The 25,668-nt window shown below is 38.0% G+C and carries 24 protein-coding genes; 19 read left to right on the top strand and 5 right to left on the bottom strand.

Features of this window, described 5'->3' with window-relative positions; all coding sequences use genetic code 11:
- The first annotated feature begins 21 nt into the window (after positions 1 to 21).
- The 8 genes from JFL43_RS12330 (at position 22) to JFL43_RS12295 (ending at position 5,287) form a co-directional block, all read left to right on the top strand.
- Positions 22 to 678 carry a M23 family metallopeptidase gene (locus JFL43_RS12330; protein ID WP_200749275.1) on the top strand — a complete coding sequence of 219 codons (657 nt, stop codon included), beginning with the start codon at positions 22 to 24 and terminating at the stop codon, positions 676 to 678.
- Between the two features lie 112 nt (positions 679 to 790).
- The gene (locus JFL43_RS12325) at positions 791 to 1,066 is read left to right on the top strand and encodes a sporulation transcriptional regulator SpoIIID (RefSeq protein ID WP_038180010.1); all 276 of its coding nucleotides are present in this window, start codon (positions 791 to 793) and stop codon (positions 1,064 to 1,066) included.
- Between the two features lie 209 nt (positions 1,067 to 1,275).
- Entirely contained in the window at positions 1,276 to 2,271 is a 996-nt protein-coding gene (mreB, locus tag JFL43_RS12320; RefSeq protein WP_100794821.1) for a rod shape-determining protein, read from the top strand.
- Positions 2,272 to 2,340: 69 nt separating this feature from the next.
- Positions 2,341 to 3,180, top strand: coding sequence for a flagellar hook-basal body protein (locus JFL43_RS12315; RefSeq protein ID WP_200749274.1), 840 nt, complete (start codon positions 2,341 to 2,343; stop codon positions 3,178 to 3,180).
- Between the two features lie 39 nt (positions 3,181 to 3,219).
- The gene (locus JFL43_RS12310) at positions 3,220 to 4,059 is read left to right on the top strand and encodes a flagellar hook-basal body protein (RefSeq protein WP_100794819.1); all 840 of its coding nucleotides are present in this window, start codon (positions 3,220 to 3,222) and stop codon (positions 4,057 to 4,059) included.
- 30 nt (positions 4,060 to 4,089) lie between these two features.
- Complete coding sequence (locus tag JFL43_RS12305) at positions 4,090 to 4,389, top strand: DNA-directed RNA polymerase subunit beta (RefSeq protein WP_234447756.1); 300 nt, start codon at positions 4,090 to 4,092, stop codon at positions 4,387 to 4,389.
- A 39-nt stretch (positions 4,390 to 4,428) separates the two neighbouring features.
- Positions 4,429 to 4,866: a 3-hydroxyacyl-ACP dehydratase FabZ gene (gene fabZ, locus JFL43_RS12300; RefSeq protein WP_100794818.1), complete on the top strand. Its 438-nt coding sequence runs from the start codon at positions 4,429 to 4,431 to the stop codon at positions 4,864 to 4,866.
- A 121-nt stretch (positions 4,867 to 4,987) separates the two neighbouring features.
- The gene (locus JFL43_RS12295; RefSeq protein ID WP_100794817.1) at positions 4,988 to 5,287 is read left to right on the top strand and encodes a hypothetical protein; all 300 of its coding nucleotides are present in this window, start codon (positions 4,988 to 4,990) and stop codon (positions 5,285 to 5,287) included.
- Between the two features lie 119 nt (positions 5,288 to 5,406).
- Here the strand turns inward: JFL43_RS12295 and JFL43_RS12290 are convergent, their stop codons facing one another.
- Positions 5,407 to 5,832: a YwpF family protein gene (locus JFL43_RS12290; RefSeq protein ID WP_200749273.1), complete on the bottom strand. Its 426-nt coding sequence runs from the start codon at positions 5,830 to 5,832 to the stop codon at positions 5,407 to 5,409.
- Between the two features lie 262 nt (positions 5,833 to 6,094).
- Between JFL43_RS12290 and JFL43_RS12285 the strand changes: the two genes are divergently transcribed.
- Positions 6,095 to 6,529, top strand: coding sequence for a single-stranded DNA-binding protein (locus JFL43_RS12285; RefSeq protein ID WP_200749272.1), 435 nt, complete (start codon positions 6,095 to 6,097; stop codon positions 6,527 to 6,529).
- 318 nt (positions 6,530 to 6,847) lie between these two features.
- On the opposite strand, the gene JFL43_RS12280 is transcribed toward JFL43_RS12285, so the two are convergent.
- Together JFL43_RS12280 and JFL43_RS12275 are read right to left on the bottom strand one after the other, a co-directional pair.
- Complete coding sequence (locus tag JFL43_RS12280) at positions 6,848 to 9,625, bottom strand: DEAD/DEAH box helicase (protein ID WP_200749271.1); 2,778 nt, start codon at positions 9,623 to 9,625, stop codon at positions 6,848 to 6,850.
- A complete protein-coding gene (locus tag JFL43_RS12275) occupies positions 9,622 to 11,193 on the bottom strand; it encodes a hypothetical protein (protein WP_200749270.1) in 1,572 nt (523 codons plus the stop codon). Before JFL43_RS12275 ends, JFL43_RS12280 begins: the two co-directional genes overlap by 4 nt.
- A gap of 317 nt (positions 11,194 to 11,510) precedes the next feature.
- Here JFL43_RS12275 and JFL43_RS12270 point away from each other — a divergent pair, with 317 nt between their 5' ends.
- From JFL43_RS12270 to JFL43_RS12230, 9 genes are all read left to right on the top strand, one after another.
- A complete protein-coding gene (locus JFL43_RS12270) occupies positions 11,511 to 11,849 on the top strand; it encodes a hypothetical protein (RefSeq protein ID WP_100794813.1) in 339 nt (112 codons plus the stop codon).
- A 109-nt stretch (positions 11,850 to 11,958) separates the two neighbouring features.
- Complete coding sequence (locus JFL43_RS12265) at positions 11,959 to 12,411, top strand: IDEAL domain-containing protein (RefSeq protein ID WP_200749269.1); 453 nt, start codon at positions 11,959 to 11,961, stop codon at positions 12,409 to 12,411.
- Positions 12,412 to 12,837: 426 nt separating this feature from the next.
- A complete protein-coding gene (locus tag JFL43_RS12260; RefSeq protein ID WP_200749268.1) occupies positions 12,838 to 13,683 on the top strand; it encodes a flagellin N-terminal helical domain-containing protein in 846 nt (281 codons plus the stop codon).
- 288 nt (positions 13,684 to 13,971) lie between these two features.
- A complete protein-coding gene (locus tag JFL43_RS12255; RefSeq protein ID WP_200749267.1) occupies positions 13,972 to 14,802 on the top strand; it encodes a transporter substrate-binding domain-containing protein in 831 nt (276 codons plus the stop codon).
- Positions 14,803 to 14,942: 140 nt separating this feature from the next.
- Entirely contained in the window at positions 14,943 to 15,605 is a 663-nt protein-coding gene (locus JFL43_RS12250; RefSeq protein WP_100794809.1) for an amino acid ABC transporter permease, read from the top strand.
- Between the two features lie 17 nt (positions 15,606 to 15,622).
- Entirely contained in the window at positions 15,623 to 16,351 is a 729-nt protein-coding gene (locus JFL43_RS12245) for an amino acid ABC transporter ATP-binding protein (protein ID WP_200749266.1), read from the top strand.
- Between the two features lie 248 nt (positions 16,352 to 16,599).
- Complete coding sequence (locus tag JFL43_RS12240) at positions 16,600 to 17,535, top strand: nuclease-related domain-containing protein (protein WP_200749265.1); 936 nt, start codon at positions 16,600 to 16,602, stop codon at positions 17,533 to 17,535.
- 603 nt (positions 17,536 to 18,138) lie between these two features.
- Complete coding sequence (locus tag JFL43_RS12235; protein WP_200749264.1) at positions 18,139 to 19,293, top strand: aminotransferase class I/II-fold pyridoxal phosphate-dependent enzyme; 1,155 nt, start codon at positions 18,139 to 18,141, stop codon at positions 19,291 to 19,293.
- Positions 19,294 to 19,687: 394 nt separating this feature from the next.
- A complete protein-coding gene (locus JFL43_RS12230; RefSeq protein WP_200749263.1) occupies positions 19,688 to 21,211 on the top strand; it encodes a glycosyltransferase in 1,524 nt (507 codons plus the stop codon).
- A gap of 92 nt (positions 21,212 to 21,303) precedes the next feature.
- On the opposite strand, the gene tagD is transcribed toward JFL43_RS12230, so the two are convergent.
- Positions 21,304 to 21,702 (bottom strand): glycerol-3-phosphate cytidylyltransferase, encoded by a 399-nt coding sequence (gene tagD, locus JFL43_RS12225; RefSeq protein ID WP_100794804.1) that lies wholly within the window; start codon positions 21,700 to 21,702, stop codon positions 21,304 to 21,306.
- 163 nt (positions 21,703 to 21,865) lie between these two features.
- Positions 21,866 to 23,050 carry a CDP-glycerol glycerophosphotransferase family protein gene (locus JFL43_RS12220; RefSeq protein WP_234447755.1) on the bottom strand — a complete coding sequence of 395 codons (1,185 nt, stop codon included), beginning with the start codon at positions 23,048 to 23,050 and terminating at the stop codon, positions 21,866 to 21,868.
- 372 nt (positions 23,051 to 23,422) lie between these two features.
- Here JFL43_RS12220 and JFL43_RS12215 point away from each other — a divergent pair, with 372 nt between their 5' ends.
- Positions 23,423 to 25,555 carry a bifunctional glycosyltransferase/CDP-glycerol:glycerophosphate glycerophosphotransferase gene (locus tag JFL43_RS12215; RefSeq protein ID WP_200749262.1) on the top strand — a complete coding sequence of 711 codons (2,133 nt, stop codon included), beginning with the start codon at positions 23,423 to 23,425 and terminating at the stop codon, positions 25,553 to 25,555.
- The last annotated feature ends 113 nt before the right edge of the window (positions 25,556 to 25,668 follow it).

The raw sequence follows: 25,668 nt of genomic DNA, 5'->3' as shown, positions 1-25,668 counted from the left end.
AATGACGTTGAGGTGATGACAATGAGGGAAGAAAACACACCAAACCCTTCTCCGAAAAAAGGTAGTGTCACAACAAAGCGTTGGTTTTGGCCTACTATTTATGCAAGTTTTTCAATCCTATTAGTAGGACTTGTTTGGGGGTATAGTGCATACACAAACCCAGACACCAACAGCGCTACAAATTTAGCAAGTAAAGACGGGTCAAACACATCAGTCGAAGCAAATGCCAATGCCGAATCTATGAAATATCCATTTCAACAGGATCTTAAAGATGAAGTAGCCATCGTTCAAGAATTTTACGATGTCGAAGCAGATGAAAAAGAGAGAGAAGGCGCATTGCTTGTGTTCAATCAAACGTTCACAACGAGCAACGGTATCTCATTATCGGTTAAAGGTGAACCATTCGAAGTGTTGGCAGTTATGAGCGGCAACGTCGAGGAAGTAAAGGTGGATCCATTCATCGGTAACGAAATCGTCATTGCACATCCAAATGGTATGACGACGAAATATAGCTCTGTAGATGAAATTAAAGTCAAAAAAGGTGACAAAGTATCTCAAGGCGATAAACTAGGTAAAGCAATCGAAAATGATTGGAATCCAACAGCGGGTATTCACCTACATTTTGAAGTTATGCAAGAGGGTGTTGCGATTAACCCGAAAAAACTTTTAGCATTATAAATTTGCCTAAAACAATGCCATTTCTCAACGAAATGAACCATGTCTAGTTCTTAAATGCTCCTCGCAAACATAAGGTTAAGAAACGTTCGTACATTGAGGAAAGGAAGAGAATGTGCACGAACATATTCGCAACCGCTGTTTAAAGCTTGGGTTTATGCTGAAAGAAACGAGGCAAACTGTAAGAGCGATGGCACAAATAACCGGCTATTCAAAAAGCACTATTCATAAAGACTTAACAGAACGTCTCAATGAAGTAAATGAAGAATTGGCCAAGGAAGTAAGTGAAATTTTGGCGTACCATAAGTCGGTACGTCACATACGAGGTGGAGAGGCTACAAGGAAAAAATGGTTAGCCCGACAATCGACTATGGAGAAGGCATCGAAGTAGGTAATCTGCTTCGTTGTCTTTTTTTACTATATTAGGAAAATGCATAAGTTCTTCTACCCCAAACAAGAATAGTCTACAAGGCTGTAATATAGCCAATCTCAATAAAATAAGTAGATGTAATTTCCCCCTTGATATGATAAAATATTCTAGATAATTACATATAAAAAATGTACGTTAAATGTAGGTATATGAAGGAAGGGGCAAGCTCCATGTTTTCAAAGGATATTGGAATTGATTTAGGAACTGCTAATGTATTAATCCATGTTAAAGGTAAAGGGATTGTTTTAAATGAACCATCTGTTGTAGCGATAGATAAAAATTCTAATAAAGTTTTAGCTGTTGGAGAAGAAGCACGTAAAATGGTCGGCCGTACACCAGGTAATATTATAGCTATTCGCCCGTTAAAAGATGGCGTCATTGCAGATTTTGATATTACAGAGGCTATGTTGAGACACTTTATAAATAAATTAGATGTTAAAGGATTTCTCTCAAAACCACGTATTTTAATTTGCTGTCCAACAAATATTACGAGCGTAGAGCAGAAGGCTATTCGCGAAGCAGCAGAGAAATCTGGTGGTCGTAATGTCTTTTTAGAAGAAGAACCGAAAGTAGCCGCTATTGGGGCAGGCATGGATATTTTCCAACCAAGCGGCAATATGGTCATAGATATCGGCGGTGGTACTACAGATGTTGCTGTACTTTCAATGGGCGATATCGTAACCTCTGAATCCATTAAAGTTGCTGGAGATGTATTTGATAATGACATCTTACAATATATTAAAAAAGAATATAAATTACTAATTGGTGAACGTACATCTGAAGCGATTAAAATGACAATCGGTACAGTATATGCTGGTGGTCGAGTAGATGAGATGGACATTCGCGGACGCGATATGGTGACAGGTTTACCAAGAACAATTACAATCGGTTCTGCTGAAATTGAAAAGTCCTTACATGAATCAGTGTCAATGATCGTTCAAGCAGCAAAAGACGTCTTAGAGAAAACACCGCCTGAGCTATCTGCGGATATTATCGACCGCGGTATTATGATTACAGGTGGTGGAGCATTACTACATGGTCTTGACCAATTATTAATGGATGAACTAAAAGTGCCAGTAATGGCTGCGGAGAATCCGATGAACTGTGTCGCTGAAGGAACAGGAATGATGCTAGATAATATGGATAAAGTATCAAAACATATTTGATTTATAGCCGAAATAAAGAAAGTATAGAAATGACATATACTTAAATTTATTTATGAGAGGGTGATTGCAATGTTTCGTGGATTTTATACAGTAGCTACAGGGATGATTGCACAACAACGTCGTACTGAATTATTGTCAAATAATATTGCCAATGCCAATACACCGGGTTATAAAGCGGATCAATCGACAATTCGTTCATTCCCAGATATGCTAATGTCCAATATTACAAAATCGGGTACGAATTTAGAAAATGGTCTAAATTCAACAGCAAACAATCAAATAGGAGCGTTGAATACCGGGGTATACATGCAAGAAACACTGCCAGACTACTCACAAGGTCAAATTACAGCAACTGATTTAACAACGGATGTCGCTTTAGTTGATAACCAATTACCGACAGATGCCCAAACAGGTGCACAAGGCGCAATATTCTTCCGCTTAGAACATCCTACAGAAGGCGAAGCTTATACACGTAATGGTAATTTCACTTTAGACGCACAAGGTTATTTAACAAATGCGCAAGGTCTATATGTTTTATCAGATGAGGGGCAACGAATCCAATTGCAAAATGATGATTATCGAATTGCTGAGGATGGTCGTATTATAGTTGATGGTGAGCGAGAAGAAGCGCGTATTGGCATAGCATATTCAGCACAGCCAGATACACTTATGAAGCAAGATAACGGGCTGTATCGTACATCCAACGAAGAAGATTTACCTTCTGCTTACACAACGGATGGTGTTAGCTTTAATTTAAAACAAGGCTATATTGAGCGCTCAAATGTTGATGCTAGTAAAACAATGACAGAAATGCTAACAGCTTATCGTGCATTCGAAGCAAATCAAAAAGTATTACAGGCCTATGATCGCAGTATGGACAAAGCTGTTAATGAAATTGGGAAAGTATAACAGAATCAGTATTTTTGAAATACATGGGAGGGCTATGATATGCTACGTACAATGAATTCCGCTACAAACACGATGGCACAATTGCAACAACAGCTTGATATGATTGGTAACAACCTGGCAAATAGTAATACGCATGGCTTTAAAGCAAAAGAAGCAAAGTTTGGCGAATTATTATACCAACAATTCAACAACGACAAGCTTGATAAAGCGGAGCGCCAATCTCCAGTAGGAATTCGTATTGGTGTTGGGGCACAATTAGCGCAAGCACAGACTGTTTGGAAACAAGGCAGTATGCAAACAACAGATCGTTCACTTGACTTTGCATTCACAAAGCCAAAGCAATATTTGAATGTAATCATGCCAGAGGGTGAAAATGGCGAACGTACTGTTTACACACGCCAAGGCAATTTATATATATCAACAGATGATTTCAACAATGCAATGCTTGTAACCTCGGAAGGCTACCCAGTTGCAGGCGCTGACGGGAACCCAATTGTTTTTCCTGAAAACGTGAAAGACTTTGGTATGAAAGAAAACGGCGAGTTGAATATTACTTTTGATGACGGTTCACAACGTACAGTGGAACTTGCTGTTACTGAGCTTCAACGCCCACAATTAATGGAGCATATTTCTGGTGCATACATTGGTTTACCTGATAACTTAAACGAATTAGGTGTGACAGAAGCAGATGTCCTTCGTGATTTACAAGGTGCAGACCGTGCAGAAATTGGCTTACAAAATGGTGCTTTAGAAATGTCGAACGTCGATACTTCTAAAGAAATGACAGAGCTTATCAATACGCAACGTTCGTATCAATTTAATGCTAGAACGATTACTTTATCAGATCAAATGTTAGGCCTTATTAACGGCATTCGATAAAGCAACGTTAACAGAGGAGAAAAATAAGTTATGACAAACAATATGAAAGATAACACAACTCAGCGAAGAACTTCTAAGCCTAGGACTCGTAAAGAAGCAAAAATCGAGAGAGAAGTACGTGAAGAAGTTAGTATGAGATGGTGGTCGAAATTACGACTATTTCCAATGGGGATTAGAATCCTTGTCGTACTCATTTTGATTGTCATAGCTGCAGTTTCAGGAGCTATGATTGGATATAGTGTCATGGGAGAAGGCGATGCAATAGATGTGCTAAAAATCTCTACATGGCGTCATATATTTGATATTATGAACGGTGTAGTGGACAAATAATCATTGTTTCCACAAAACCATTAATATAGGAGGACTAAAATGTTAACGGCAGATCAAATTCAAGATATTTTACCGCATCGTTATCCGTTTTTACTTGTAGACCGTATTCTTGAACTGGAAGAGGGGAAACGTGCAGTAGGACTTAAAAACGTTTCTATTAACGAGCAATTTTTCAATGGGCATTTCCCAGGGTATCCTGTTATGCCAGGTGTTTTAATTATCGAAGCACTTGCACAAGTTGGTGGAGTTGCTCTGTTGAAATCAGAACAGTTCCAAGGAAGATTAGCCTTCTTAACAGGAATTGACAATGCACGTTTCAAACGCCAAGTAATTCCTGGCGATCAATTACGTTTGGAAGTTGAATTCGTCAAAATACGCGGTGTCATGGGTAAAGGTCATGGTAAAGCAACAGTTAACGGTGAGTTAGTTTGCGAAGCGGACATTTTATTCGCAATTGGACCAGTACAAAAAGCTTAAAACGTTTCTTTTCAAAAAAAGACAGCACAACAAAGGATAGTTCCTTTCTTTCAGGGCAAGCTACGTTATATCGCACTAGGGTGTGATGGAAACGTCAATGCAGAAAGGAGGGAACTTTTTTATGTGGATAAAACCTGCCGCAGTACTTATGCTTGGTACACTTTTACTAGTAGGCTGTAACAATAATAAGGCACACCAGCCAACATCTAATGAAACACCAATGGAGCGTGTCGAGGAAGATGTTAATCGTGGTGTAGAGGATGTAACACCAAGAGTTAACAGAGAAGAAACTGTTCCGCGTGAAGATGAAATCATAAACGAGAAGACTACTACGGAAAATGGAGTCTTGAACGAAAGAACTACTACAGATGAAAATGTTATTGAAGGAAACCTTGACGAAAGAGAAACTAACAATAGATAAAATTCGTTAACAAGAAAACTCTACATATGCATTGCATATGTAGAGTTTTTTTTGAGTTGAAAAGCATATGAGGAGTATTAAAGGATTCGAGTAGCGCCAAAGAATTCACGAGAAGTGCTTTATAGTTTTAAACGTGGTCTTATCTGCATATCTGCTTTGAATTTATCTAATAGTGCTGGACCTTCGAAGCCATCTTCTATTAGATGAGCTAGCAATTGCTCCGCATATTGGCGACGTTTCGATTTAATAAGTGTCCCTGTCAGCAATACAGAAACTTGATCCTCTATTTCTTTCACTGCATCCACAACAACGTGGAAAGCCGCAGGTTCGTTGTCTGGATAAGAAATAACGGCACGCACCTCTAATATCTCATCAGTACCTAAGAACGGCTCAAAATCAGTTTTATATTGCTGATCCATATACATTTCCAAAACCCATGATCTATGACTATTTTCTTGATTAATAATGACGCCATCTGTTAAAGGATAAGACTTCAACTGATCAGCCTGAAGTAATTCCAAAGAAAGCATTTTAAATGTTTTCACTGACAACAACCACCATCCTAGAAGTAATTTATAAAGTTCATTATAACATATTCCTAAATGTCCCAAATTTCTTTTTCCGGATATTCTATCTACAAAAGAAAAACTATATCTATCAATAGTCTACAGCAAAGTACTTAAATTGACATGTTTTAAAATTGGATTTTGCTCGCCTAAAACAGCTCATAATCCAATTTTACGACTTTGCGTAAATTTCACTTCCCGAATAAGATGAAGATACATTCAAGCAAAAGGAGGTGATACATTGAATCAAGTTTCGCTAGTAGGAAGGATTACAAAGGATCCTGAACTACGAAAATTACAAGAAGGGAGAATTCAAACAAGCTTTATCCTTGCAGTAAATAGAAACTACAAAAATCAAAATGGAGAAATAGAAGCTGATTTTGTCCTCTGTACAGTATGGGGAAGGCTGGCAGATAATGTCGTGAAATATTGTGGCAAAGGATCACTAATAGGGGTTAGTGGCCGCTTACAATCACGATCTTATCAAAAAGAGGATGGCAAAAGAATCTATATAACGGAAGTCATAGGAGAGGACGTTCGTTTTCTCGTTTTGAAAGCTAGGGAAGATGGGAAAGTGCAAGTTGCTACAGAAATTGGCTTAGCAAGGCAAGCAGCAGCTGTCACAGAAGAATTTCATCTACCAAATATTGAAAAAGAACAATTACCGATTGTTTAAACCATACCCCTATTGGAAGACCGCACCAATAGGCACATAATATCTTTATCAAAACACAAAATTATCTACCACTTTATATGGAGAATATTTCAAATATTATGGTATGGACATCGGAAAGAGTACTGCAACTCGGAGAGCAGATGACGCAAATTATACGAATTGTTACGTTGTCTAACGGGCGGATCGCGATTTGAAATATCAGCTTATCTGAGAAGGGGAAGAAAAAGTAGAAATAGCGATAAAATGTGAATAAGATCTAACGGGAGAGATCAAAAAATCCGGCTATCGTTATCATAGCCGGATTTTATATCTATTATTTTATTTGAAACTGAAAGACAGCAGATCGAGTATCTCTTCATCTTTAAGCTCGGTAATCCACTGACTTGATTGGATAAGATCTTCAGATAATGATTGCTTTTCTGTTAGGAGCGTGTCGATTTTCTCTTCAACAGTTCCAGTCGTGATGAACTTATGAACATGAACAAATTGTGTTTGCCCAATGCGATATGCACGGTCTGTCGCCTGATTTTCTACTGCTGGATTCCACCAACGATCCGCATGTAAGACATGATTGGCAGCAGTTAAATTCAGACCAGTACCACCTGCTTTTAATGACAGGATGAAAATCGGGAATTCACCATTTTGGAAGGATTCAACGAAATGATCGCGCTGTTGCTTAGGCATACTGCCTGTTAAAAACGGTACATCTATATCATACAGCTCGGAGAAGCAGTATTGTAATAAGTGACCCATTCCAATATATTGCGTGAAAATTAAGCATTGCTCATTATTACTCGCAATTTCCGAACCAAGGGTTACAAGACGATCTAGTTTTTCAGAACGCGTAAGCATATCTTCGGCATTATCAAAAGGCTCTTTTAAATACAAAGCTGGGTGATTACATAATTGCTTTAATTTACTAAGCATTTTCAAAATCAACCCTTTGCGCTCAAAGCCCGATAATGTCTCAAGTTTATGCATTGTTTCTTGGATAAAACTTTCATAAAGCACAGCTTGCTCCTGCGTTAATGGACAATATTCGCGCTGCTCAAGCTTATCAGGCAAGTTCAGCATAAGTGCAGGATCCTGCTTCGTTCTTCGTAACAGGAATGGTTGAATTTTTTTACGTAACTTTTGTTTATGTGCTTCTGAATCGTCTCGCTCTATCGGAGCGATAAAATCTTCCTGGAAGCGACGTATACTACCTAGATATCCTTTGTATATAAAGTCGAAAATAGCCCAGAGCTCTGACAAACGGTTTTCAACAGGTGTTCCTGTTAAAGCAATATGATGCTCACCACGTAGCTTACGAATCGCTCTGGATTGCTTTGTTTGCATATTTTTAATATTTTGCGCTTCATCAAGCGTAATACAAGCCCAATCCAATGTCTCAAGAACATCTGCATCTTGCGTAACAGTTCCATAAGTTGTCAACACAACTTGAGGGGATTGCTCTTTAAAATAGCTTACAAGTGTGTCTTCCTTCAGGCGGCCTGCACCATAATGTAAATAGACTTTCAAAGAAGGGGCAAAGCGCTCCAGTTCCTTTTGCCAGTTGCCTAAAACAGAAGTTGGGCAAACAATTAAAGTTGGTGGTTTTTCTTCTTCATAAACATGGCATAAATAAGAAATAAGCTGAACCGTCTTACCAAGACCCATATCATCCGCTAAACAAGCACCAAATTGCTGCTCACGCATGAATGTGAGCCATTCATAGCCTTCTTGTTGATAAGGACGTAAAGAGGCTTGTAGCTTATCAGAAACAGCAACAGCGGGCAACCCTTTTTTATCCTGTAGCTTTTTCACATAGTCCTTCAATGTTTTCTGAATTTCAAACTGGAAGAAAGGATCATCCGCAGCTTCGTCCTCATCCTCTTCCACTGGTACAACAAGCACTTCAGGCAACTCCTGGAATAGAAGATCTCGCACGGTCCAATTTTCATTTTCAGCTTTATCCATTAGCTGGCGAATTTCTTGCATCCAAGCCGCATCCACACGCACCCATTCTGTACCAGCGCGTATAAATTCACGATTATCATTGACCATCTGCTGAAATTGCTCCATAGTCAGCTCTTGACCATTCAATGACAGCTTCCAATTGAATGTCAAAATTTCTTGTAAACCAGCAGCTGATTTATAATTCGAAGCGGTGCTCGCATTTGCTCGAACTTTCACCCGAGAATCTTTAATGTTTTTTAACCAAGCAGGTAAAATAATTTCAAAACCGAGTGCTTGTAAGCGAATAAAGTCTGACCGTAAAAATTGTCTAACATCGGTATCAGTTAACGTTAATGACAAGAAGATGCTTGTATTGGCATCATCCATATAATCATGCATATGCAATAAATTAGACATTTGCCCTTGTAACTGCTCTATTCCCTCGGCATGTTGCTTCCACTTATCAGGCAGCGCGTTTTCGATTTTTAAAGCGCGCTTGCGCATAGGTGGTGCCCAATATGTGGCACTTTTTTTACCACGAATAACCGTTTCTAAAATCCAATCCTCAGACAGCTCTTCAGGTTCACGTAAACGTAATGCCACAAAAATTTCATCATGGACATTTTTGGCTGTAATCGGCCATCCGCCGTTACGGAAGAAAGGTATTAGCGGTGGTAAATCCGCGAATAGTAGCCCAGCCTCCACAAGTTTCTGCATTAATGCATTTTCTAATAACTGAGAAGCCGTTTCTTCTAGTGATACACGGAGCTGTAGTTTCTGTTCTGCTTCATCAAGTGAAATAGAATCCCATAAGCGCGGAGAGTACCAGAAAGCAGCAGCTTCATTTGCAGCAGTCATCAACTTCGTTGAAGCCATGTCCACGCCTTCATACTCGACAAATGGATGTTGTTCCTTAGTGGAAAATAACTCGATCAATTCCAGAGGCGTTAATGTTATAGTTTCTTCTGAATAATTTGCTGTTAAACCATAAAAGGCTGCTTCATATTGGAAAAAGAGAAAAGGAAGCCACTCATGCGTATGCATAGGTTGCCCATCAGATCTAAAAGCCTGCAAAGTGAAAGCTTGATTTGACTCAGTTTGAATGCCAAGAGTGATGGACTTCATGAAAGTAGTTGGCACTTTTGAAATAGTTGTCATAGCTTCAGATTTCCTTTCTCAATTTCTTCTTGTAGTGCACGTAGTCGTTTATATTGCTGCCGAATCATATCGACATATTGATTCCAAAATTCATTTTTTGCACTTTTTTTCGAAGCAGCTTTCATTTTCTTCCAAACACGCACAGCCTGCTTATAATGCTGTCGGGATTTTTGAGAAACTTCCTCTAACGCAAGCGAATGATAAAGTGGGAGCAGTACCTCAGGTTTATATTCAAGCACATCCTTCACCCCGCACAACTCCAAATAAGCTAATGAAGAAGGGAATCGATGATGCAGTGCAGCCCACTCTAAAAAACGCTTCTTCTCAATTAAATATCGCGAAAATGGCTGCATTCCATACATACCAGAAGCCGCAAACAGCATCTCGGCCTCTTCATCAGTCAATTCGATTTTTGTACAAAGGCGATTAAATGTATTGACGAGATTCGAACGATATCGCGTTGCTAGCCAGTTATTGATGAACTCATCTAAATGGAGAAGCATTGCGCGAACAATCATTTTCAGCGCTTCTGAATCCTCGTTGCGCTCAGCAAAATGGGCAAGGTCAAGCCAAACGAGTAACTCAGGGGCCTTGATCTGTGCCAAAGATAGCTGCAAATCATCATACTTTTTCAGCATAACGAAGAACATAGCACGAATTCCTTCTAAGCTAACGTCGCTTGCAAATTCTTTTTCCAAGCGGAGCATTTCAAGCTCCCTCTCACGACGTGTTTTCTCATTAAACATAGATTCCCAAAATAACGTGTAAATGTACAAACGCTCTTCAAAATAGCCTTCCTGTTTTACAAGGAAATAATGCGTCATTTGCTGCAAAGTATCATAAAATGGATCCGTAGCAAAAAGGCGCGACTTAGTAGCAGTTAAACGAATATAGTCCTTTAATGACTGGCTTTCCTGCTCAATAAAATTCGCCATATATGAGCGCGTCGATTCATTAGCTGACAATAAGTGCTTCCAAGTATGCGACAGTAGTGCCATATGCGTAAACAATTGATATAAGCTACGCCATTCTCGTTCGAGCGGCATATACCTTGCAATCTGAGATTGCATATCTGAGAAAATACTCTCAATCAAATAAGGACTTAACGATTCCTGATCATATAAATTTACTTTATAAATATTTTCTACAAGCTTCAGCCAATTTTCGGGCGTGCGCTCATCTTTAAATAAAGAAAGCTGATTTAACTTCTGAGAACGGAAATTCTCGAGCCAACCAGACAATGAATCAACATATTGATATAACACGAACATCGCCGCTAATTTATGACGGCACCATTTTTTATTACGACAATCACATGTAAACAAATCGTCGTTTATATAAAGAATCGCTGTTGCAGGTGTAGCATCCTGTACAACAAAATGAAGTATATTTAGTACTTCACTATATGATGAAATCTTTACATAGTTATGGCGCGCTAAAAAAGCTGCTCTTCTGACAAGCTCTTCATCTTCAGGGACCGATGAACTCAGCTCTAACTCAATTGCAGCCATACTATCTCGAATATAGTCTTCATATTTATTGGCAATCTCTGAAATATTTGTATTCATACATCTCGCTCCTGCAAAAAAAAACTTTCCTTTCATTATACGGCTATTTCAGGTCATCCGTAAATGCATAAGGACAGTCTTTATTATTTTAGATAAAAAATAAAATATTCTTCAGTATAAAAATGCAACTTAGCATGCATTCTTTTATTTTTTTATAGTTCAAATTGTCGATTTTCTAAAGTGAAAACAACTAGAATAGTCAAAAAAACAAGAAAATTGGGTGCTTTTTAATTATGTTGTTGAATTTTTTACAGAATAATGTAAAAATATATATAACTAAATATTTGAATAAATAAGAATATTAGGACGGTGATTAGTTGACGCGCTATATTATACGTATTCCTGATTTCAAATGCTCAATTCATTCAGTTAAAACATTTAAATGGTACTTAGTCCATGCACCGAAAAACAGTTCAAAAAAAGTAATCATATCTTCCGAGGGAAAATTCGAAGAGCGCCATGGCATTTACATCGGCAATTTCTTTTTCGATACGGTTAGTGTCGACCTCACTCGAAAGTATATTAGTTTACATCAGCGTAAACTTCCATATGAGCAAGGCGAGAAAAATCTAAAAGCCATTTTGTCAACAATTTATGTAATTGCTGAGCCAAATGCTTTTTATTTTTTTACATACGGGAAGAAGAAAAATAGGTAAATTCTAAACAGCAAAAGAATTTTGTTCTTTTGCTTTTTTCATTCACCAAATGTCCATTTTATGTTATTATATTAATAATCAGAAAATTCTATAAAAAGGAGTGGTCTACATGTTACATGTGCGGAGGATGGAGCCTTTTTATACTAAGAAAGAGGGGATTCGGCTTAAAATGGTATTTGCTTACCAATATTTTTCCATTACAAAAGATGAAGAGCTATATCATTTCATCCCAGCAGAGGGCAAAGAGATCGTTCTTAATCTCAACAGTTTACAAGTCGAAAACTTATCTGAAGTATTTGTTTTCCAAAAGGGTAGTCGTTTCATCCGCTTACCACTATATCAATTGCTGCTCATATCTAACATCCATGATCATTTGGAACAAATACTAGAGGGCTTAGAGCTTAAAAAGGAAAGTGCCCCAAAAGAGTATTATAAAAGCTTAAATAAGGACATCAATGACTTAATTAGCCAACTGGAAAACGCTAACACGCTACGCCTCATCGACCATGCACTCACAGTTCGAGATGAAAACCTATTCTACATACTAACAAATAAACTATAACATCGTATCAATGGAGGCATTACAATTGGATAACCAAACCACATGAAAAGCACCTATCATTTATCAATCGATAGGTGCTTTAAAAATGCTTTCACAAACTAACTCAATGCGTTAACACATACACAGCAATAAACAAAAATGCAATGAAAATCCCAAATACATTAATAACAACATCATAGAAATCGAGCTTCACATTCTTCGATTGCTTCAACTTACCACGTCCTCTTCAAATGAATGCCCAAACCACGTATAAAAAGCTTAACCGTACCCCTTTAACTTTAAACATCCGGTTTTACGAAGGTAAATCAAGAAAACAAAAGAAATAATCAATTACACAGAAAATATGTAAAAAAAGGTAACAATTTCAATGAAAGAATCGTGGCCAAAGCCGATATAAATTGAAATACACAGAAAGGACTGAAGGCTATGAAGATAGGATCCTGGTACGCTCAAGGCCTCTCTATATTAAAAAGTATGAATAACAATTGGAATATGGGGAGCAAAGCACTTGAACGTCTTTCAACGGGTTATCGTATTAACCGGGCGGGCGACGATCCAGCTGGTCTAGCCATCTCTGAAAAAATGCGTGCCCAAATTCGAGGCCTCAACATGGCCAGTAAAAACATCCAAGACGGTATTTCAATGGTCCAAACAGCAGAAGGTGCACTTAACGAAACACATGCCATGCTTCAACGTATGCGAGAACTAAGTATTCAAGCATCAAATGACACATTAACTGATGAAGATCGACGCCTGCTTGATCTCGAATTCCAAGAGCTCAAAAAAGAAATCACACGAACATCAACAGACACAGAGTTCAATACAAAAAAGCTTTTAGACGGAAGCTCTTCAAAAGATTCATTGAAAATTCAAGCAGGTGCCAACTCGGGTCAAACAATTGACATGTACATTAACGACATGAGCAGTGCAAGTCTAGGTATTAACGGTCTATCCATCGACACACGAGAGAACGCCGAATCAGCCATATCAGGACTTGGTGCAGCTATCAACAAAGTATCCGCCGAACGCTCACGCTTAGGCGCATATCAAAATCGTCTCGAACACGCCTACAACAACTCAGTCAACATGGCAGAAAATCTAACCGACGCTGAATCTCGCATCCGCGACACAGACATGGCCAAAGAAATGATGAATTTCGTCAAAGCCAACATACTTCAACAGGCAGCCCAATACGCCCTAAGCCTACACATGCAACAAGCACAATCCATCTTAGAATTACTTCGCCCACCAAAACAATACCCAAGACACTAAGGCCCGGCAAACTGTCGGGCTTTTATAATGGAAAGAAAGCTTTGATGCGAGCGGGGAATAGATTTTTCGAGTAACGCCAAAGCTCTTCATCCAATATTTTCTCTGGAATTTAATATACATATTAAATGTATTTAAAGTGCATAAAAATCCAATATAACACTTTAAATATTAATTAATGTGTATAAAAACTCAATATATATTAATTTTTATGTAGACTTATGAATAAAAATAAACTATAATTCAATTTATCAACTTAATCTAAAATATAATTAAAGAGGGGTATAAATTATGAAAAAATGGCTGGCAGCATTAATGATGATCACAATGCTAATCGTTGCTGGATGTGGCAACGGTGGCGATTCTGGTTCAACAGCAGGAGCAAGCAACAATAATTCAACTATACAAAAAGTAATCAAAGCAAAAAAATTAGTAGTTGGAACAAACCCTGGATACTACCCTTTTGAAATGGTCGATACAAAAGGTAAATTCATCGGTTATGATATCGATGTTGCCCAAGCAATCGCAGACAATTTAGGCGTTAAACTTGAAGTGAAGCAATATGGTTTTGACGGACTTGTTCCAGCATTACAAACTGGCGAAATCGATATGATCTTCGCAGGTATGTCCATTACAGGTGAACGTGCATTAGCAGTCAGCTTTGCGAATCCTTACTACAAAACGGGCCAAAGTATCATGCTTCAAGCAAACGATAATACGACTAAATCATATGAAGACTTAGATAAAAAAGGGACTAAAATTGCTACTCAAATTGCAACAACAGGCTCATTACTTGCAAAAGGCATATACAAAAACGCAGAAATTAAAGATTTCGAAGATTTTCCAGCAGCAGCACTTGCATTACAATCTGGACAAGTAGATGCGGTCATCTATGACGAGCCAGCTATCCAAGTTTACAACCTGCAACAAAAGGGGAAAGTAAAAAAAATGGACGGCGTAATCTCAGCAGATAACTTAGGTCTTGCAGTTCAAAAAAACGACTTTGAATCATTACAATGGTTAAACTCATTCTTACATTCATATATCGACAGCCCAGCTGAGTTAGAATCACGTGCAAAATGGTTTGAAAAGAGCGACTGGTTAACTACAGTTAAAGAATAATAGAACAGTAGTACTTTGAAACATTACATACGACGCAGCTGAACATGAGAGAGTACGCCTCTTACATGTTTGCTGGCGTCGTTGTAATCTTTTATCGAAATAATAACCGATCAAAGCAATTGATCGAGGAGGGTATTTTCATGAATAACCAACTAGACTGGAGCGTCATCCCAAATAATATGGATGTCTTCATTCAAGGAGCCATACTAACATTAGAAATTTCAGCAATTTCATTATTACTTAGTATTCCATTAGGTATCATTTTCGGGATTGGGCGTATTTCACGTAACCCGATTATTCGTTTTATTTCCGGTGCTTATGTAGAAATCATGCGTGGCGTACCATTACTTGTTTTATTAATGTGGATTTACTTCGGATTAGGTCAATTTTTCTCATTAGGTTCATACTGGGGTTCTATAATTGGTCTTGCAACTTTCTCGGGTGCCTTCCTAGCTGAAATCGTTCGCTCTGGTATCCAAGCTGTCCCAAAAGGTCAAATGGAAGCAGCTCGTTCAGCTGGTATGTCCAATTTCCAAGCAATGCGCTTTATTATTCTGCCGCAAGCATTCAGAAGAATTTTGCCGCCAATGGCATCTCAATTTATCATTTTAATTAAAGATTCATCGTTAATCTCTGTCATCGCAGGCGTAGACTTAACGTTAAAAGCAAAAAATTTAGCAGCAACATCATTCCGTTATATTGAAATTTGGACATTTGTTGCGCTTGTATATTTCATCATGACATTCAGCTTATCTTTAATCATCCGCGCTATCGAAAAGCGTATGTTGAAAAGTGAACAATAAGGAAGGAGAGAAGACCATTGATCTCTATCAAAAATGTCAATAAAAGCTTCGGCGATCATCACGTATTAACAGACATCACATTAGAAGTACCAAAATCCAATGTTGTCGCACTAATCGGTCCAAGTGGAGCTGGTAAATCAACACTAATCCGCACCATCAACGCACTCGAAACAATCGACACAGGCGACATAATCGTGGACGGAATCTCCATCCATGACAAAAAAACGGACATCAACAAAGCGCGCACGAACATCGGCTTCGTATTCCAAAGCTTCAACCTATATCCATTCTTAACAGCACTCGAAAACGTCACAATCGCACCACAAAAAGTAAAAGGTTTATCCAAAGCGGATGCCGAAAAACGAGGTAAAGAACTACTAACATCTCTAGGACTAGGCGACAAATTCGACGCCTATCCAGGACGCCTATCCGGTGGTCAACAACAACGTGTAGCCATAGCTCGTGCACTTGCAATGGACCCACAAATTATGCTCTTTGATGAACCAACATCAGCCCTAGACCCAGAAATGGTCAAAGAAGTACTAGACGCCATCCGAAAACTTGCAGGCGACGGCATGACAATGGTAGTCGTAACCCACGAAATGGGCTTCGCCAAAGAAATTTGTGACCAAATCGTCTTCATGGCAGAAGGAAAAATAGTAGAAATCGCACCACCAGAAAAATTCTTCACCAACCCAGACTCTAAACGTGCACAAGACTTCCTATCCGTCGTCTTAAACCATTAATCACCCGCCAGCCGCTCAAGCAGCTGGCTTTTTTATGCTCAAACCCTAATCTAGATGAATTTGTGTAGCCAATGGGTGAGTCATAAAAGAAGAATCCACTTCATATACGACGGAATTTTCTGTCTATTAAATTGAAAAAATGCCTAACAAATGGTAAAGTACAATAGAATATACAATAAAAGGAGAGGGTAATAATATTTGAAAAACGCTCAAAACCAGTAAGCTTTGATGCATATCTGCGACTCCTAATGCGGCTCAGCCCGTCATCCCCTAAAATAGGAGAAATCGAAAAATACTTAGACAACATCCAAGCGGGTTACAATGGTGAATGTCGAGTTGATCAGCTAATTCAAGAAACCCATTTCAAAATCCCCTTTCATATTCTCCCAAACGTTGAATTACAAGCTTCCCAAAATCGCTTTACCCAAATTGACTCTCTCATTATCACAACTAGTTATATATGTATCCTAGAAATAAAACATTTAAAAGGAACACTGACATTTCAAGAGAATCCATACCAATTAGTACAAGTAACCAACGGAAAAATTGTTAAATACGTTTGTCCACAACAGCAAATTTTGCGAACTGAAGATAGTCTAAAATTTTGGCTACAGAAACAGCTAGAGATTGACATACCAATTCACAAAGCGATCGTGTTACCGAATAAACAAACATACATCGAGAGTCCACCAACAAAAGTTAAACTATTAGGTCCAAAAGAAGTTGCACTTTATTTGCAAGAACTAAATAATCTACCAGCTAAAATTACGAAACACCAATTTGACAATGTCATTTCGAAAATTAAGCAAAGTAATAAACCATATAAATCCTTTCCCTTAGCGATTAAATATGATATCCCAACAAACCATTTAAAAATGGGAATCATTTGCCCATGCGGAGGCAGTGGTCGCAGAATTTCCCAGCGCTCGTGGCAATGTACTTACTGTAAGAACAACATAGAAAATGCCATCACTCAAGCAATGCAAGATTGGTTTTGGCTCTTCAAAAACAGCATAACAAACGAAGAATGTCGGAATTACCTACAAATAAACAACAAAAGTAGCATCACAAGAATCCTAAAATCTATGAATCTAACCCCAATCGGTCACACATCTTCAAGAACATACTACTATCATTACCAAAAACCGTTATTTAAAAAGTCTATCCCTCAATCAGTGACATAATAAACTAAAGGAAATAAATTCGGAGCAGCTACCTTTGCTGAAAAATTAACAAAGGCAGCCGCCCGAGTCATAAAAGAAGAGCCGCGAGTCATAGAAGTTGATGTCTGAGTCATAGAAGAAGAGCCGTGAGTCATAGAAGTTGATGTCTGAGTCATAGAAGAAGAGCCGTGAGTCATAGAAGCAGATCTGAGTCATAAAAGAATAGCCGTGAGTCATAGAAGTTGATGTCTGAGTCATAGAAGAAGAGCCGCGAGTGATAGAAGCTCATCTGAGTCATAAAAGAATAGCCGCGAGTCATAGAAGCTCATCTGAGTCATAGAAGAAGAGCCGTGAGTCATAGAAGTTGATGTCTGAGTCATAGAAGAAGAGCCGTGAGTCATAGAAGCAGATCTGAGTCATAAAAGCCGAGCAGTGAGTCATAGAAGTCGATGTCTGAGTCATAAAAGCTACACCGCGAGTCATAGAAGCCCCTGCCCAAGTCAACAACCCCCACCTCAAAAAAATCCTAAATCTATGAAATAAAATATTTAAGTTTTCAGAATTTGGTAGTATAATAAGATACAGTGAACAAATATGTTAAATATATGAAAGAAGGGTTACCAAATGTCTTTATCCCTTAACACAAGAGCAAAAAAAGGCGGATTACCCGGAATTCGCAAATTCTCAAACCAACTTATAAACTACCCTAATGCCGTTAACTTAACAATCGGTCAACCAGACTTCCCAACACCCGAAACAATCAAACAAGCAGGCATCCGCTCAATCGAACAAAACCTAACAACATACTCGCATAACGCTGGCCTAATCGAACTTCGCGAAGCAGCAGTAGCGTTCTTCAAAGAAAAATACGAATGTAATTACAACGCCCAAGATGAAATCATCGTCACAAACGGAGCAAGTCAGGCAATCGACTCAGTATTCCGCACAATCTTCGAAGAAGGGGATGAAATCATCCTACCAGCACCAATCTACTCAGGATACGAACCAATCATCCAGTTTTGCGGAGCAAAAGCAGTTTACCTAGACACAACAGACACAAACTTCCAACCATCCGCTGAGCGCTTAGAAAAACTCATCACACCTAAAACAAAAGCAGTATTATTCAACTTTCCATCCAACCCAACCGGAGCAACAATCTCTCCTGAACAAATGGACGCGTTAGCAAAAGTACTAGCTAATCAGGACATCTTTGTCATCTCAGACGAAATATACAGTGAAAACACATTTGAAGGCGAGCACCGTTCATTTGGCTCATATCCTGAACTAAAAGACAAATTGTTCTTAGTTCATGGCCTATCAAAATCACACTCAATGACAGGTTGGCGTATCGGATTCCTCATGACATCTGCGAAGCTAATTAAAGAAGTTGTGAAAATCCATGCATTCAACGCAATCTGTGCAGCACTGCCAAGTCAATACGCGGCTATTGAAGCACTCACTAACTGCAAAGAAGTCCCAGCCGAGATGAACAAACAATATATCATACGCCGCGACTATGTATACGATCGACTAATTGCAATGGGCTTCGAAGTTCAAAAACCGACAGGCGCATTCTACATTTTCCCATCGATCAAGAAATTCGGCCTATCATCTGAAGAATTTGCGATACGCCTTATGAAAGAAGGGGGTGTCGGCGTCATCCCAGGCTCCGTTTTCACACCATATGGCGAAGGCTATTTGCGCATCACATACGCTTATGCACAGTCAACATTAAATGAAGGTCTAGACCGTATTGAAGCCTTTATCCAAACGCTTTAATCCTAAAAATAAAACATAAACAAGTCCAAAATGCCAAGTGAAAATTTCTCACTTGGCATTTTTATTTGCAACATTCCTATAAATTGAAACGTCAAAATCATCCTAAATTAACCTAATCTACCGGGGGAACCAGCTTGAAGGAAACTGAAAAGAAGAACATGATGAGCTGACAATACAAATACTGGCCTTCTAAATTCATCTCCAAAATAGAATGAATCTCAAGTTATTCAAAGAACTTTTCATCATAAGAGATGCACGTCAAATTATTTTTGACAATTATTATTTGCCAGTCTAGCTCATGGTGCTATTTCACCTTGAAAATAATTGAATTTTCAACCCAAAACAGAGTATAGTAGACCTTAACAAACACGCCCAAAAAGAAAGTAGTGAAACAATGAGAAAAATATTCATGGCAATTTGGGATATTGATGTGGACAAATATGGAGTAAATAGCGTTATGTACAAACGTGCAAGCCTATTAAATAATGCCGACTATTGCTCGGAACTTATCACACTAGATTATAAAAATAACTATCCTGAAATAGAATTACAACTAAAAAAAGAAGGAAGGCTTGTCGAAAACGTCAAAATTACTAATATATATGATTACTATAAAAAGCGCTACACAACGAGTGGTCCAACAGAAGAAAGTATCAAAAACTACCGCCTAAATAGTGAAAAATTCGAACCCGACTTCCAAGTAGAAGACTGCGGTGAATCCGCACATTACTTCCAAAATGGTGCATATGTTAAATACAAGTGCTGGGATAAGGACGGAAGACTTTGCTACATAGACTATTTCACGTCTGAGAATGACCGTCTCAAACGTGAAGAATTCCATAACGATGGCTACATGAACCGCGAACTCTATTACCACCCAACTAACAATGAACTCAACCAAGAGCTCTATCACACACCAGATGGTTTTTGCTATTTAACAAAATGGTACAACAATAAAACAGGTAAGCAACAAAAAGTTTATCTATTTAACTTGGATACAAAAGAAACATTAAGCTTTGCTAACAATAAAGAACTCCAAGTGCATTGGCTAAACGAAATATGCAAAAATGAACCTGAAAAGCCAATCATCATCTGCGATGGCCCAGGCTCATCAAACAGAATTCGCAGTATGGAATCCGACCTAGCTCATCGTATTTATGCTATTCACACCAATCACTATGAGGCACCGTACACATATGGTAGTCCACTCAAGGAAAAATATATCGGCATAATGGAAAATGCTAAAAATGGTGATCCTATAATTGTCCTTACAGACAAGCAAAAAACTGATATCATCAAGCAGTTCGGTGAATATAACAATATTCATGTTATACCAAATGTTGTCGAAGCACGAGACGTCGACATAGCGAAAAAAGATCCATTACTCGTAACAGTAGTAGCAAGACTAGATGAAGGAAACGCCGTTGAAGAAGCGGTCCATGCCTTTGTTAATGTCATCCAAGAGGTACCTGATGCTAAGCTCCACATTTACGGAGATGGTCCAAAGCGTCGTTCACTAGCAGTGCTTATTCGAAAGTTAAAATTACGAAAAAATGTTGAACTAAAAGGCTACACAACAAATTCTGATGCGGCTCTAGCAAAAGCTACTGTCACAGTCGTAACAGCAAAATACGAAGGCTTCAGCCTAGCCGCCTTAGAATCTTTTGCAAACAAAACGCCTGTTGTTATATACGACACGAATTACTATATCGAAGAATTCCAATCAGCTGGCAAAAATGGCTATGCAGTCCCAAACAACGATCGCGAGCAACTAGCAGACAAAATCATCTACCTGCTACAAAATCCCGATGAGGCACAACAAATGGGGGGAAATGCCTACCACACCATCCAAACCAAATACACACCTGGACACCAATACAAACAATGGACCAACCTTTTCAATAGCTTAACAACCTAAGACCGCATTAATGCGGTTTTTTTTTCTAAACTCTCCAAAATAAAAACCACCCATTCCATTAAAGGCGTGGGTGGTTAAATAAACTAAAATTATTATTTTGCAGCTTGAGCGTTTAAATCTTTTTTAATTTTTGTTGTGGAAATACCTTCAGTACGAGGTAAGTAAATAACTTCACAATAATCCGACAGGAAATCGAATTTCCCTTCCCAATCATGACCCATGACAAAAGTATCGATGTTATGATCCTTCACATCCTGGATTTTTTGCTCCCAAGTATGCTCAGGAATTACTTCATCCACATACTCGATTGCCTCAAGAATTGTCTTACGATCCTCAAAACTATAGTAAGCTTTTTTACCTTTTAGAGCATTAAACTCGTCTGAAGAAATAGCAACAACTAGATAATCGCCTAAATCTTTCGCGCGACGAAGAATATTAACATGTCCTACATGCAACAAGTCGAATGTGCCGTACGTAATTACTTTTTTCATAATGTGCCTCCATACATAATACTAAATGGTATTATATTATATTTAGCTAGAAATGCCAAATTCATTCAGATAGTAAAATTCCTTAATAGGATAATAAACGACAAGAGCCCATACAAGGTTCCCATTTCCAAGCAGCCAGCCAACAAACCCAAGCGCTAAATCCCTATTTCATCAAATACTCGGCCAATTTCTCACTAGCATGACCATCTGAATATGCATTCCAAACAGCTGAAAAAGCTTCAATCTGCGCTTTTTCAAATACATGATTTAATAAAATATTTACTAATTCATCATCATTCGAGACAACTGGACCGGGAACAAGTTGCTCATAATCCGTCCAAAAACCGCGTTCCAACTCATAAGCCTCTAAATCATATGGATAAAAAATCTGTGGCTTCCCAAGTAGCGCAAATTCAAATGGAATCGAAGAATAATCACTGATCAAATAATCCGTCACAAACAGCAACTTTGAAATGGATACATCGTTCGCAACGGATACAATCGCAGGATGAGAAATCTCTCCAATACTATGAGCAACAGCAGGATGTAACTTAATCACCAGCGCAAAATCTTCACCTAAAGACTTCATAATCCCCGTAAAGTCTAATGGTATCGTCTGTTCATTCAGTTGCTGATCGCGAAAAGTCGGCGCATACAAAATCACCTTTTTCCCAGTCAACTGTGGATACAATCGGAAAATTTCATTTTGCACTAAAATTTCTTCAGACTGATTAAAATAAAAATCAGTACGCGGAATGCCAAAACGTAAGAACTGCTCACTTCGCATCCCAAAAGCCGCCTCGAAAATTGGCTCCATCTCATCCGACCCCACAACTGCTTTCGTCATCCGACCATAAACTTTCTCAAAACGCTTCACAGCGGCAGGGGACCGAAACGCAATACTCGGATCTTGTAACGCGAACTTTTTAATCGCGCCAGCTGCGTGCCAAAGTTGAATACATTCAACATTATCTCGAAACGGTGTCGCACTTAAAACAGCAAAATAATTATCAACCAAAATTTTACGGCCCGTCGCAAGATGATATAACCCTTTCAAATAGGCGCCAACATGCGATACACGGAAATCTAACACATGTCCAGTAGCCAATCCCAAATCAGCAAAATTATCCTTGCATTTACCCGACTTCAGTACATAAATCTCCTCAAACCCGCGCCCTTGCAGTTCCCGCATCACAAAACGTGCATTATCCCCAAAGTCGCACAAAAACACAATCTTATTCTTCTGTTGAAAAAGCTTAAAAAACCCAAACACTAATCGATTCAAAAATAAAAATACATGTATAAGTAATTCCTTTAACATCCAGTCACCTAATTCTCCAAATTCCAAAGTATAATCACTAACAAATTTCGACACCTTAATAGAAAAATTGTTTACCAATAGCTTTGTACAACGTATTTTAAATGGAAAATTCGCTACAAACAACTTTCTATTAGTATAACTGAAATAAAAGCCTCACAACAAAGAAAAATTTGTCGTAACAAAATATATAAGTATATAGAATTTTATTGTTATATGATATTATCTATTTGAGTTGAAATCGCAAAAAAATATGGAAAATTCACGATAAATGATAAAAAAAGTATTTACACATCCTCTAAGTACCAATCATAAAAAAGTGCCTGTTTAACAGTTAAGAGTTCTATTTGTTTTGTGAAACGTATTGAAATAGATGTGTGGATCTAATGGAGAGGTAAATTTATGGATAAGTTCGTTTCAGTCATCGTAACCGTATATAATACAGCTGAATTTTTAGAAGAATGTTTAACATCAGTGACAAATCAAATTTATCAAAACGTAGAAATAATCGTAGTAAACGATGGTTCGACAGATGGATCTGCTGAAATCATTGAACAGTTTAAAAAAGCAGATTCTCGTTGCCAAAGTATCGATCTACATGAAAATCACGGTGTTGGTTTTGCAAGAAATCGTGGGATCGAACAAGCAACAGGGGAGTATATATATTTCGTAGATAGCGATGACTTTTTAGAACATCGTGCTGTTGAAAATTTAGTCCAAAGCATCGGAGAACTACCATTTATATTAGGCCGAAATAAAAGAGTGTCTAATAAAGAAGATAGTTTAATAGAGATAGATGATTCGGAGATTAGAGTGAGAAGACATAAAAAGCTATTTAAAGTATTCCAAAACTTAACTGTGTTGAATAGCTTGTTTTCTATGGAAATCATTCGTGAACACAGCCTTCGCTTTTCAGAGGAAACAGATTGTTATTCCGAAATGGCGTTCCTTTTGCCGTTATACATAGAATACAAAAATGTCTATTATGTAAGAGAAAGTGTTTATTTCCTCCGTGTTCGTAATGACCCGATTTCAAACCCATCTCTTACGCAGCTAGGGAGAGAAAAACTGTTAACGGATTTTGTAGTCGTTTATAAACAACTGAAAGAGCAATATAAAGGAAATAATACAGCCGAGATCCTATTAGATAAAATACTACTCCACCTTTATCGTTCTAAGTTCATTCTCATAATGCGTGATGCTACTAAAATCAATAGCAGCTTTGAACAACTTGCATCAGCAATGGAAAGAATTGATCCAGAGCAATATAAAGGTCAAAATATGCTAGTGCGACGTGAATTGAAAGCACTTAGCAAACAAAATCTGAAAAGCTACAAAAGATATATCAATTTTCACCATTTTGCTCGAGAGACGAAGCAGTCGCTTTCTAGCAAAAAGAAAATGTATCGCCAAATATATAAAGACGTTTTCCTAAAAAGACCATTGAAAGAAAAAACAATCGTTTTCGAAAGCTTCCTTGGTAAAAATTATGCGGATAGTCCGAGGTATATTTACGAGTATATGGTGGAAAACTACCCAGAATACGAATTTGTTTGGTCCTTTAATGAAACAAATCACGATCTTCCAGGAAATGCGAAGCAAGTGAAGCGCCTTAGTTTAACCTACTACTATTACATGGCAACGGCGAAATACTGGGTTAGCAACATGCGTCAGCCGCTTCATCTTCAAAAACGTGAAGGAAATGTATTTTTACAAACATGGCACGGTACACCATTGAAAAAGCTAGTATTTGATATGAACGAAGTCTATTCAGCCAATCCAAAGTATAAACAGCAATTCTATGAGCAATCACGATTATGGGATTATTTAATCGCATCAAATCCATACTCATCTGATATTTTCAAAAGTGCATTCAAATTTGATAAAGTTATGCTTGAAGACGGTTACCCTCGTAATGATACGCTGTACATCAACAACAACTCGGACTATATTACGAAGATGAAAACGAAATTAAATATCCCATTAGATAAAAAAGTAATCCTCTATGCTCCGACATGGCGTGACGATGAATTTTATGAACCAGGGAAGTATAGATTCAATTTGAAATTTGATCTAAATAAACTAAAAGAAAAACTTGGTGACGAATATGTCATCCTACTCCGTATGCATTACTTCATAGCAGATGATCTAAATATTGAGGGCTATGAAGATTTTGTCTATAATATGTCTACGTATGAAGATATTGCGGATCTATATTTAATTTCAGATATCCTAATTACCGATTACTCATCTGTATTCTTTGACTATTCGAATTTGCGTAGACCCATTTTATTCTACACATATGATCTTGAAAAATATCGTGACCAACTACGAGGTTTCTACATCGACATCGAAAGTGAAGTACCAGGACCACTAGTTAAAACAACAGATGAAATTATTGAAGCTGTACTCAACATCGACGTAGTAACAGAAGATTACAAAGAAAAATATGATGCCTTCTATGACAAAATCTGTAGCTGGGAATCAGGAAATGCATCAGAGAAAATCGTAAAGAAAGTATTCCCAAAGCAATAACATGATAAAAAAGCGATCACACCCATCGTACGATTGACGGGCAGAGCGCTTTTTTTATAGTTAAAAAAAATGAAATAAATTGTTTTTTCTTATAATGCTTAGTGTTAAGATAT

The sequence above is a fragment of the Viridibacillus soli genome (assembly GCF_016612995.1).
Taxonomy (GTDB): domain Bacteria; phylum Bacillota; class Bacilli; order Bacillales_A; family Planococcaceae; genus Viridibacillus; species Viridibacillus soli.
Note: the sequence above shows the minus strand (reverse complement) of the source record. Positions and strands in the feature narration are given on the sequence as shown.

Bases quoted from the DNA above. Each gene is read 5' to 3' on its own strand.
- JFL43_RS12315 (WP_200749274.1), top strand. From the start codon at position 2,341: ATGTTTCGTGGATTTTATACAGTAGCTACAGGGATGATTGCACAACAA.
- JFL43_RS12265 (WP_200749269.1), top strand. From the start codon at position 11,959: ATGTTACATGTGCGGAGGATGGAGCCTTTTTATACTAAGAAAGAGGGG.
- JFL43_RS12255 (WP_200749267.1), top strand. From the start codon at position 13,972: ATGAAAAAATGGCTGGCAGCATTAATGATGATCACAATGCTAATCGTT.
- JFL43_RS12310 (WP_100794819.1), top strand. From the start codon at position 3,220: ATGCTACGTACAATGAATTCCGCTACAAACACGATGGCACAATTGCAA.
- JFL43_RS12295 (WP_100794817.1), top strand. From the start codon at position 4,988: ATGTGGATAAAACCTGCCGCAGTACTTATGCTTGGTACACTTTTACTA.
- JFL43_RS12250 (WP_100794809.1), top strand. From the start codon at position 14,943: ATGAATAACCAACTAGACTGGAGCGTCATCCCAAATAATATGGATGTC.
- mreB (WP_100794821.1), top strand. From the start codon at position 1,276: ATGTTTTCAAAGGATATTGGAATTGATTTAGGAACTGCTAATGTATTA.
- JFL43_RS12305 (WP_234447756.1), top strand. From the start codon at position 4,090: ATGACAAACAATATGAAAGATAACACAACTCAGCGAAGAACTTCTAAG.
- JFL43_RS12260 (WP_200749268.1), top strand. From the start codon at position 12,838: ATGAAGATAGGATCCTGGTACGCTCAAGGCCTCTCTATATTAAAAAGT.
- JFL43_RS12230 (WP_200749263.1), top strand. From the start codon at position 19,688: ATGAGAAAAATATTCATGGCAATTTGGGATATTGATGTGGACAAATAT.
- JFL43_RS12275 (WP_200749270.1), bottom strand. From the start codon at position 11,193: ATGAATACAAATATTTCAGAGATTGCCAATAAATATGAAGACTATATT.
- JFL43_RS12235 (WP_200749264.1), top strand. From the start codon at position 18,139: ATGTCTTTATCCCTTAACACAAGAGCAAAAAAAGGCGGATTACCCGGA.
- JFL43_RS12215 (WP_200749262.1), top strand. From the start codon at position 23,423: ATGGATAAGTTCGTTTCAGTCATCGTAACCGTATATAATACAGCTGAA.
- JFL43_RS12240 (WP_200749265.1), top strand. From the start codon at position 16,600: ATGCGGCTCAGCCCGTCATCCCCTAAAATAGGAGAAATCGAAAAATAC.
- JFL43_RS12280 (WP_200749271.1), bottom strand. From the start codon at position 9,625: ATGACAACTATTTCAAAAGTGCCAACTACTTTCATGAAGTCCATCACT.
- tagD (WP_100794804.1), bottom strand. From the start codon at position 21,702: ATGAAAAAAGTAATTACGTACGGCACATTCGACTTGTTGCATGTAGGA.
- JFL43_RS12330 (WP_200749275.1), top strand. From the start codon at position 22: ATGAGGGAAGAAAACACACCAAACCCTTCTCCGAAAAAAGGTAGTGTC.
- fabZ (WP_100794818.1), top strand. From the start codon at position 4,429: ATGTTAACGGCAGATCAAATTCAAGATATTTTACCGCATCGTTATCCG.